The following is an 8,415-nucleotide window of genomic DNA, read 5'->3' as shown; positions in this document are numbered from 1 at the left end:
CTTTGTCTCTGCAACCTGTACCCTGTTGCGGGCGTATTGTCTTGAACGCTGCGGCGCACCGGCCGTAGCGCGCCCTGATGATCAACCAGCCCGGTAATCCGCCTGCCTTGATTCAGGGCTGCAGGCACCCGGCAAACATCTGATTACAACTTCCTGACGGTTCTTGATGTTCAATTGATGTCCGTTGCCAATATAATGCACTTTGTCAACAAATTATTATAAGTGCATGATTTTTCGCATATTAAATATTCTATACGTGTTTGCTTTTTTTGGGTCCCGGGGTGATGCGCCACATCCTGGTTGCGCCGGCTTCCTGCGTCGCTATTGCATTGCATTCAAGCTGCTGGGTATGTCGCTTGTGATGGTGCTGGCGGGCTGTCAGTCGCTGGTGCTGGAGGGCTCTTCGGCTGGTGCCGGGATTGCCGGCGCCGCGCTTGCCCAAAAAGTCACCGATAACGCGGCGGTCACAACCGGTATCGGCGTTGGCGTTCAGGCGGCCACCCGTTCTGCCGTGCAATATGTGCAGCGAGAAATGCATGGCTATACCCAGGAAGTGATTGCCACTGCGGCCGGCAGCCTGAAAGAAGGCGAGGTGGCCAACTGGAAGTCGATTCATTCCATCCCCATGGAGCCCAATGAGCAGGGCCGGGTGACAGTCAGTCGTGTGATTAGCCAGGGTTTGCTGGAATGTAAAGAAATTGTCTATTCGGTAGACAGTGAAGAAAATTCGATGCCTCGCAACGAGTTTTATGTGGCCTCGATCTGCAAGGACGGACCACGCTGGGCATGGGCCACGGCAGAGCCGGCAGTCAGCCGCTGGGGAGCCTTGCAGTAATGCAGTTACGTGCCACTCTTGCAATAATCGTACTTGGCATTTGTGCCGTGGGCAGTCTAGCCGGTTGTTCTGTGATTGCGACCTTGCCGGGTATTACTGCCGGTGCGGCAACATCATCGGTAACGGGCAATCCCGCGCTGGGCCTGACTGTGGCCGTTGCCACCAACGCTGCGGTGGATGCCGGCGTCAAATATGTAATGAAGCGGTTCAGTGCAGCAGAACAGCAGGAAATTGCAAATGCAATTGCGCAGAGCGTACCCGGGCAGGAGCGACGCTGGCGGGTTGAACAGCCAATCCCATACGGAAACAACAAGGGCCGCATAATTGTTGTCAGCGAATCGGTTAATGCACTAACAACTTGCAAAAAGGCCCTGTTTTCAGTAGAAGGCACTGTAGATGGCAAGCCAGCCGAGCATTGGTATACGCTGGATGTCTGCAAGAACGGACAGTATTGGCTATGGGCGCAGGCAGAACCATCGGTCAAGCGCTGGGGATCGCTGCATTGATGGGTCATGGAGCCCGGGTCATGTAAGAGCCGGGCATATTTCATCCGGCGCGCGCCTTGCAAGCTGCGCGCTTGCAAGGCGGCCAGGCAACATCACCGGTCTGAAATAGCTGCGTCTGCCGGGCAAACCAGCTATTTATCCAACCGCCGGTCTATGCGCAGGCGCAATAAAGCACCCGGCAAATATCAGCTGCTTTTTCTCTTTTTTTTGCAATCTGCACGTTCCTGTCTCAGTCCGACAATTCGATGTATATTGTTATAGTCGTGTCTGCCAGGGTCGTTTAGAGCCGCAACAAAGTCACAGTATAAAAAATACCTCGCGTGCCAATTACGCCGCGGTAAAGTACAGAGAACGGAACATGTTCATTGAGGAGGTTCACATGTTACGCAAATCAGTCATGCTGATCAGTTCTGTCATGATCATCTCGCTGTCCTCGCCCTCGCTGGCTGGGGTCGATGCGCCTGCCTGGGATAAGGTCAACAGCAGCTTTTTTGCCGGGAAAAAACTTGAGGACGGCCCCTTTATTCATATTGCCGCGCCCAAAAGGGCAGCCAGCGGCGCACAGGTGCCGTTTGCATTTTCCATCGACTATCCGGCAACCAGGGACGACTACATCAAGAATGTGACACTGGTTGTCCCGGAAAATCCTGTGCCGCTGACCGCTGTCTTTCACTTCACGCCGGAAAGTGGCAAGGTCGATATTGCTACCCGCATTCGGCTTGAAGTAGATGACTACGTTCACGTTGTCGCCCAAACCAGCGATGGCCGCTATTTTCGCAACGCAGTGCCGGTCAAGGCATCGGGCGGCTGTGGTGGCACGGTCGGTGGCGATGCTGATGCAGCCAGAAAAAACGCCGGGCAAATGAAACTGGCCGCTGTCGATCCGGTTCATGCGGGAAAACCAGCGCAAGGACGTTTGATGATACGCCATCCCATGAACACAGGTTTGCAGCGCGACCTGATGACTCAGGGTTTTCGTCCGGCCTATTTCATCAAGAAGATAGACATCCGCTATAACGATAAACCAGTCATGCAGGCGGACACTTATATCGGTATCAGCGAAGATCCGAATTTCCGGTTTTTCTTCGTGCCCGATAAAAGTGGAAAACTGACGGTGTTCGCAGAGGACAACGAAGGCAAACGCTTTCGTCATGAAACAGATGTGACGGTGCAGTAATGCGTTCCGGGATTTTTCGGCTCGCGCTGCCATGGTTGATGGCATTGGCCTGCGCCGTGGCCACTGCAGCACCGCTGCAAATGCATGAGGTGGCTCCGGGCGTATACGTGCATCAGGGGGCGCATCAGGATTTTGATGATGCTGATTACGATGGTGATATTGCCAATATCGGGTTCGTGGTTGGCAAACAGGCAGTGGCAGTGATCGATACGGGTGGATCCTTCGACATCGGCAGCGCGCTTGCGCAGGCCGTGGTAAAGATCACCGCGTTGCCGATCCGCTATGTTATCAATACGCATGTGCACCCCGATCATATCCTGGGCAATGCGGCGTTTGCCGACGGCAATGTCCGGTTTGTCGGACATGCCCAGCTGGCGCAGGCCATGTATGAAAGCCAGGACGCCTATCTGCGCGCGGCGCCAGCCCGCGCCGACGGCGGCAAGAACACGATTGTCCTGCCAAACATCAAGATCTCCAAACCGCAGCGGCTGGACCTGGGCGGGCGAACCCTGTTGCTGCAAAGCTGGGGCCCCGCGCATAGCACGACAGATCTGACTGTTCTTGACGAACAGACAGAAACGTTATGGACCGGCGATCTGCTGTTCACCGAACGCACCCCTTCGGTTGATGGCGAGGTCAAAGGCTGGCTCCAGGCGATCGACACCATCAAACAAAAGCCGGTGGCGCGACTGGTGCCCGGACATGGTCCCAATCCGAAAGACCACGCCGCGGCCTGGGATGCGCAGCAACGCTATTTGCAGACACTGCAGTCCGATATTGCGCAGGGCATCGATAAGGGTCAGGACATGAGCCAAGTAATGCAACACGCGGCTACGCAGGAAAAGGAGAAATGGCGGCTTTTTGATGTGATCAATCCGCGCAATGTGAATTTGTTGTTTCCGAAAATGGAGTGGCAATAGGGCTGAGCATGATCACATCGACAGGTATCACAATGCGTTTATGGACTCTGGTATTGCTATTGGACGCCACCCAGGCAATGGCACAGGCGTCACAATCTGATTTGCATATCCGTGTCCTGGCCGCGTCCTGTGCGGCCTGCCATGGCACGAACGGGGTCAGTGTGTCGGCGACACCAAGTTTGGCGGGAATGTCTTCAACACAGTTTCTGTCACGCATGATGGCGTTTCGCAACAGCAAGACAGACACCGATGTCATGACGCAACACGCCAGAGGTTTGACCGCAGATGAAATCGATCGCTTGGCCGTCTATTTCTCGGCCTTGCCTGCACCCCGATGAGCTGCTGCTATATTCAGTTTATTTCAAATGAAATAAAAATCGGGCTGCATCATGACTTGCGGTATTTCAGCATACAGACGGAACATCAACGATGAAGCGCAGGCAATTTATCAATACCTTGGGGGCGGCCTGGCTTGGCGCCGGTGTCTGGCCGTTGAGCGCGAGCGCCGCGCGCAGCTTGCGGCAGGCGCATGTTGTCATTGTGGGGGCAGGCTTTGCGGGGGCGACAGCGGCAAAATACTTGCGCATGTGGAGCCAATACCAACTGTCGGTCACGCTGATTGAACAAAATGCGCAGTTTGTTTCCTGTCCTACCAGCAATTTGGTGCTGGGCGGGTCTGTCCCGCTATCGGCGATTATCCGCTCCTATGACAACCTGATTCGCAAGCATGGCGTGACAGTGCGCCAGGAAACGGTACTGGCCGTAGACCCCGACCGCAAGCAGGTGCGTACTGCAGCCGGGCCGGTCTCCTATGATTATCTGATTATGGCGCCCGGCATCAGTTTTGACTATTCGCAGTTGCCCATGACGCAGACCGATGCGGCAAAAGCGCGTGTTCCTCATGCGTGGAAAGCCGGCCCGCAAACGCAGGCACTGGCCCGGCAACTGCAGCACATGCGCAAGGGGGGCGTTTTTGCCATCACGGTGCCGCCGCTACCGTATCGCTGTCCGCCCGGACCTTACGAGCGGGCCTGTCAGGTGGCGTGGTATCTCAAACAGCATAACCCCACAGGCAAGGTGTTGGTGCTGGATGCCAACCCCGGCATTACGTCCAAGCGCGCGTTGTTTGAACGCAATTGGGCCGAGCAGTACGCGGGGCTTATAGACTACCAGCCGGGTAGCGAGCTCTCGGCCATTGATGTTGACACCGGGACGGTCAAAACAGTATTCGATACCTGGAAGACCGATGTATTGAATGTAATTGCACCCCAGGCTGCAGGCCGGCTGGCGCTCGATACCGGATTGTCCAACGAAGAGGGCCGCTGGTGCGATGTGGATTTTGTGACGTATGAATCGCGCAAGGCGCCTGGTATTCATTTGCTGGGCGATTCCGTCGATTCGGGGCTTCCCAAATCGGCTCATATCGCCAACTCCCAGGCCAAGGTGTGCGCCAGCAGCATGATTGCGCGACTGGCCGGCGCTCAACCTGATCCGTTGCCGGTCTTTGCCAATACCTGCTACAGCTATGTAGACGATACATCGGCCATGCATGTGGCCAATGTCTACCGTTACGACCCGGAAAAAATGGACATGGTTTCGGCCCAAGGGGGCGGCCTGTCCGCGCATCCTTCCGAAAAAGAGGGCGCCGATGCGCGTTCCTGGGCAAAAAATATCTGGAGCGATGCGCTGGACTGACTGGACTTATGCACGTTCATTGTCCTGTTTCTATCCGCTGGTCCTGCGCCGAAATAGCGCAGCGCACAACCGGCGCGCGCCTTATGCACCGTCAATGAGCAGGCTGGTACGCTGCAATGCTCAGCCGCTTTGTGCTGGCGCGAAACTGTGCAATTGTGGCTCATTGCGGCCTGCTGGATCTGGACTCAACGAAGTTCGGAAACTGGACCTAGACCATCCGGCAAACTTCTTCTATCTTTGATTGAAATATCAAAGCAGGAGAATGCAAAATGAGTAACACGGTAAATATCCAGACCCTTGAAGCCTTTTCCCAGGCGTGGAACGACCATGACATTGAAGCCCTGATGTCGTTCATGCATGATGATTGTGTTTTTGAAACCGTGGCTGGCGATCAGGTTTGCGGCAACCGGATCGAAGGGCGCCAAGCTGTAAGAAAGGCTTTTCAGGCTGCCTGGGAAAACATTCCGGATGCACAATGGCGTAATGGCAAACATTGGATCAGCGGCGATCGCGGGGTATCGGAAACAACGTTTACCGGCACTCAGAAAGATGGCGCTCGCATTGAAGCCAATATGGTGGACCTGTTCACATTCAAAGACGGAAAGATTCTTGTGAAGAATGCATTTCGCAAGAGCCGTCCTGCAATTGCGGCCGGAAAATAGGCGGGAGCATCGTCATGGCAACTTTGATGCGCGCATACGATCCGCTGTTTGATCCGCTTACCGATACCCCAACGCAAGGCCAGCAGTATGCTCCGACGTACTGGGTTGCCACTGCAGGTGAGCCGCCGCCCGATGACGGCCCGGCCCCGGACGGACTGATTGCAGATGTAGTTGTGGTGGGTTCCGGATTTACCGGACTGTCTACCGCGCTGCATTTGGCACAGGACCATCAGGCCCAGGTTGTCGTGCTGGAGGCCAATGCGGCCGCCTGGGGTTGCACCAGTCGAAACGGCGGGCAGGGACAGAATGCCATGGGTCGCCTGTGCCGTTCCCAGTGGATTGCCAAATGGGGTGAGCAGACGGCCAAACGGCTGGATGCAGAAATACGCTCCGGTTTCGAGTATTGGGAGTCACTGGTGGCGCAATTCGATTGCGATGCGCAAACCGGTGGTCATCTATACACGGCACACCGAGAAAAGAAAGTCGATTTTCTACGCAATGAAAGCCGGGTGATGAATGAGGTCTTCGGCTATAAGACGCGCATGCTCAGCCGGGACCAATTGTGTGAAGAATATGTGAACGACCAGGAAGCGAAGGCGGCCTTATGGGAGCCCCAGGGCGTCGGGGTACACCCGCTGAAGCTGGCTTTCGGTTATCTGCGACGTGCACGGCAACTTGGAGTCAAGGTGCATACGTCCAGCCCGGTCATGAAAGTGGAAACGCGCGATGGCCTGCACCATTTACATACGCCGGGCGGTATCGTCAAGGCGCGCAAGGTGGCTTTCGCCACCGGCGGCTATACAACGCAGGGGGTACATACCACGACGCGTTCCAAGCTGATGCCGATCCAGTCCAATTCCATGGTGACCCGTCCGCTGACCGCGCAGGAACTGGCCGAGGCCGGACTCAAATCGACTGTGTTCATTACCGACACCCGTACGCTGCGCTTTTATTATCGGCTGTTGCCCGATGGTTCAGTACAAATTGGCAGTCGCAGTGCGATTACCGGCAAGGACGCGGCCAATCCCAAGCATCTGGATTTGCTCAAAAAAGGCCTTTACCGCAAATTCCCATCGCTCGAGGGAGTGCCCATTGCGTACAACTGGAGCGGGTGGGTCGATGTCAGTCACGATATGATGCCGCGTATCGTCCAGCCCGATCCCTCGTTGTCGCTGTATTATTCGTTCGGCTATGGTGGTAACGGCGTGTCTTCCTCGGCATGGGCGGGGCGACGCCTGGCGCAGCGCATTGTGGGACAGGACGGGGCCCAATGGGATCTGCCCATCTACAACTCGCCGCTGCCCGGACATTTGTTTTCTCCTTTCCGGCGTCTCGGACAGGCCATGCTCTATCACTGGTATTACCTGAGAGATGAGGTGATCTGATGAACCTTCGGCACTGCTTACGTCGCAAGTCTATTGGCCTGGCTCTGGCAGCATTCGCTTTTCTGATGCTGTATTCAGTGATACCGCCAGGCGCCCGAGCGGCGCGGGCAGAAACGCTGGTGGTTGCCACCGATACCGCTTTTTTGCCATTCGAGTTCCGGGAGAATGGCAAATATGTAGGCTTTGATATGGACCTGCTGGACCTTATCACACGCGAAATGGGCGTGTCATATTCCCTGCTGCCCATGGATTTTTCCAATATCTTTGCGAATCTGACGGCCGGCAAGGTGGATATGGCCATCGCCGGCATCACCATTACGCAAGATCGGGAACGTAGCGTAGATTTTTCCAATCCTTATTTTCGCAGCGATATTTCCTTGGTGGTCGCCAATGGTAATACCGATATCAATGGCTTTGCCGATCTGGCCGACAAACGGGTGGGGGTCAAGCGCGGCACCGAAGCGGCCGACTATGTCAACCGCATGCTCCCGCAGGCGAAGGTCATGTACTTTCAAAACATGGATGCCGGTTTTCCGTATCTGGAAGTGGCCGCCGGCAGACTGGATGCGTTGGTTCACGACACGGCAAATGTGCGTTATTACAGCCAGAACAAAGGCCAGGGTCTGGTCAGGGTAGCGGACAGTCTGGCCACTCCCAACAATTTCTACGCAATAGCCATGCCCAAGAACAGTGCCCTGACGCAGCGGGTCAACGTCGCGCTGCGCAAGGCGATCGAATCCGGGAGTTACGCCACGATCTATCGCAAATGGTTTGGCGTGGCGCCCGATCCGGCAAAGTTGATGATTCGCTGACTTTGCCACCAGCAGGACCATGAGGTAATAAAGGAGGTAGCAGTACCGCAGCAAGAGAGACCCCCGACAAATGCAATTTTAATAAATTCATAGCAAAACATCGTCGCGCCTACCTGGCGCACTTACTACAACGTTGTAAACCACCACTCGTGGAGTCAAACATGAAAAACACGTTTCTGAAAACATTGTTGTGCACTTCGGCAACCGTGGCAACGCTTGCCTGGTCCACCCACGCAGCGGCGCAGGAAGAAGTCACCATTGGCTACCAGCAGATCGTTGGGCCCTATGTGTCGGCCATTGCGATGAAAAAATTCGACGAGCCGCTCAAGGCCGCAGGCTATACCGTCAAATGGCGCCAGTTCAGTTCGGCCGGTGATATTTCCAGCGCCCTGGCTTCCGGCGGCATCCCTATCGGCGTGCTTG

General features: G+C 55.5%; 9 protein-coding genes and 1 pseudogene. All 10 read left to right on the top strand.

Features of this window, described 5'->3' with window-relative positions; all coding sequences use genetic code 11:
- The first annotated feature begins 226 nt into the window (after positions 1-226).
- Positions 227-835, top strand: coding sequence for a hypothetical protein (locus ACTIKR_RS19075; protein ID WP_442328706.1), 609 nt, complete (start codon positions 227-229; stop codon positions 833-835).
- Complete coding sequence (locus tag ACTIKR_RS19070) at positions 835-1,341, top strand: hypothetical protein (RefSeq protein ID WP_442328705.1); 507 nt, start codon at positions 835-837, stop codon at positions 1,339-1,341. Before ACTIKR_RS19075 ends, ACTIKR_RS19070 begins: the two co-directional genes overlap by 1 nt.
- A gap of 379 nt (positions 1,342-1,720) precedes the next feature.
- Positions 1,721-2,518, top strand: a complete 798-nt coding sequence (locus tag ACTIKR_RS19065; RefSeq protein ID WP_442328704.1) for a quinoprotein dehydrogenase-associated SoxYZ-like carrier — start codon at positions 1,721-1,723, stop codon at positions 2,516-2,518.
- On the top strand, positions 2,518-3,438 hold the full coding sequence (locus ACTIKR_RS19060) for a quinoprotein relay system zinc metallohydrolase 2 (RefSeq protein ID WP_442328703.1): 921 nt from the start codon (positions 2,518-2,520) through the stop codon (positions 3,436-3,438). The genes ACTIKR_RS19065 and ACTIKR_RS19060 overlap by 1 nt, the downstream gene beginning before the upstream one ends.
- 32 nt (positions 3,439-3,470) lie before the next feature.
- A complete protein-coding gene (locus ACTIKR_RS19055; RefSeq protein WP_442328702.1) occupies positions 3,471-3,776 on the top strand; it encodes a c-type cytochrome in 306 nt (101 codons plus the stop codon).
- A 91-nt stretch (positions 3,777-3,867) separates the two neighbouring features.
- Positions 3,868-5,133: an FCSD flavin-binding domain-containing protein gene (locus ACTIKR_RS19050; protein ID WP_442328701.1), complete on the top strand. Its 1,266-nt coding sequence runs from the start codon at positions 3,868-3,870 to the stop codon at positions 5,131-5,133.
- A gap of 269 nt (positions 5,134-5,402) precedes the next feature.
- Positions 5,403-5,795 (top strand): nuclear transport factor 2 family protein, encoded by a 393-nt coding sequence (locus ACTIKR_RS19045; protein ID WP_442328700.1) that lies wholly within the window; start codon positions 5,403-5,405, stop codon positions 5,793-5,795.
- 14 nt (positions 5,796-5,809) lie between these two features.
- A complete protein-coding gene (locus ACTIKR_RS19040) occupies positions 5,810-7,180 on the top strand; it encodes an NAD(P)/FAD-dependent oxidoreductase (protein WP_442328699.1) in 1,371 nt (456 codons plus the stop codon).
- Positions 7,180-7,992: a transporter substrate-binding domain-containing protein gene (locus ACTIKR_RS19035; RefSeq protein WP_442328698.1), complete on the top strand. Its 813-nt coding sequence runs from the start codon at positions 7,180-7,182 to the stop codon at positions 7,990-7,992. Before ACTIKR_RS19040 ends, ACTIKR_RS19035 begins: the two co-directional genes overlap by 1 nt.
- Before the next feature lie 161 nt (positions 7,993-8,153).
- Positions 8,154-8,415, top strand: a pseudogene (locus ACTIKR_RS19030) (taurine ABC transporter substrate-binding protein); the annotation flags it as partial.

The sequence above is a fragment of the Advenella sp. genome, from assembly GCF_052108595.1.
Taxonomy (GTDB): domain Bacteria; phylum Pseudomonadota; class Gammaproteobacteria; order Burkholderiales; family Burkholderiaceae_B; genus Advenella.
The sequence above is the reverse complement of the archived record's forward strand: the minus strand, read 5'-3'. Positions and strand labels throughout refer to the sequence as shown.

Excerpts from the sequence above, each read along its gene's own strand:
- ACTIKR_RS19040 (WP_442328699.1), top strand. The coding sequence starts at position 5,810 with ATGGCAACTTTGATGCGCGCATACGATCCGCTGTTTGATCCGCTTACC.
- ACTIKR_RS19060 (WP_442328703.1), top strand. The coding sequence starts at position 2,518 with ATGCGTTCCGGGATTTTTCGGCTCGCGCTGCCATGGTTGATGGCATTG.
- ACTIKR_RS19050 (WP_442328701.1), top strand. The coding sequence starts at position 3,868 with ATGAAGCGCAGGCAATTTATCAATACCTTGGGGGCGGCCTGGCTTGGC.
- ACTIKR_RS19045 (WP_442328700.1), top strand. The coding sequence starts at position 5,403 with ATGAGTAACACGGTAAATATCCAGACCCTTGAAGCCTTTTCCCAGGCG.
- ACTIKR_RS19035 (WP_442328698.1), top strand. The coding sequence starts at position 7,180 with ATGAACCTTCGGCACTGCTTACGTCGCAAGTCTATTGGCCTGGCTCTG.
- ACTIKR_RS19065 (WP_442328704.1), top strand. The coding sequence starts at position 1,721 with ATGTTACGCAAATCAGTCATGCTGATCAGTTCTGTCATGATCATCTCG.
- ACTIKR_RS19070 (WP_442328705.1), top strand. The coding sequence starts at position 835 with ATGCAGTTACGTGCCACTCTTGCAATAATCGTACTTGGCATTTGTGCC.
- ACTIKR_RS19055 (WP_442328702.1), top strand. The coding sequence starts at position 3,471 with ATGCGTTTATGGACTCTGGTATTGCTATTGGACGCCACCCAGGCAATG.
- ACTIKR_RS19075 (WP_442328706.1), top strand. The coding sequence starts at position 227 with ATGATTTTTCGCATATTAAATATTCTATACGTGTTTGCTTTTTTTGGG.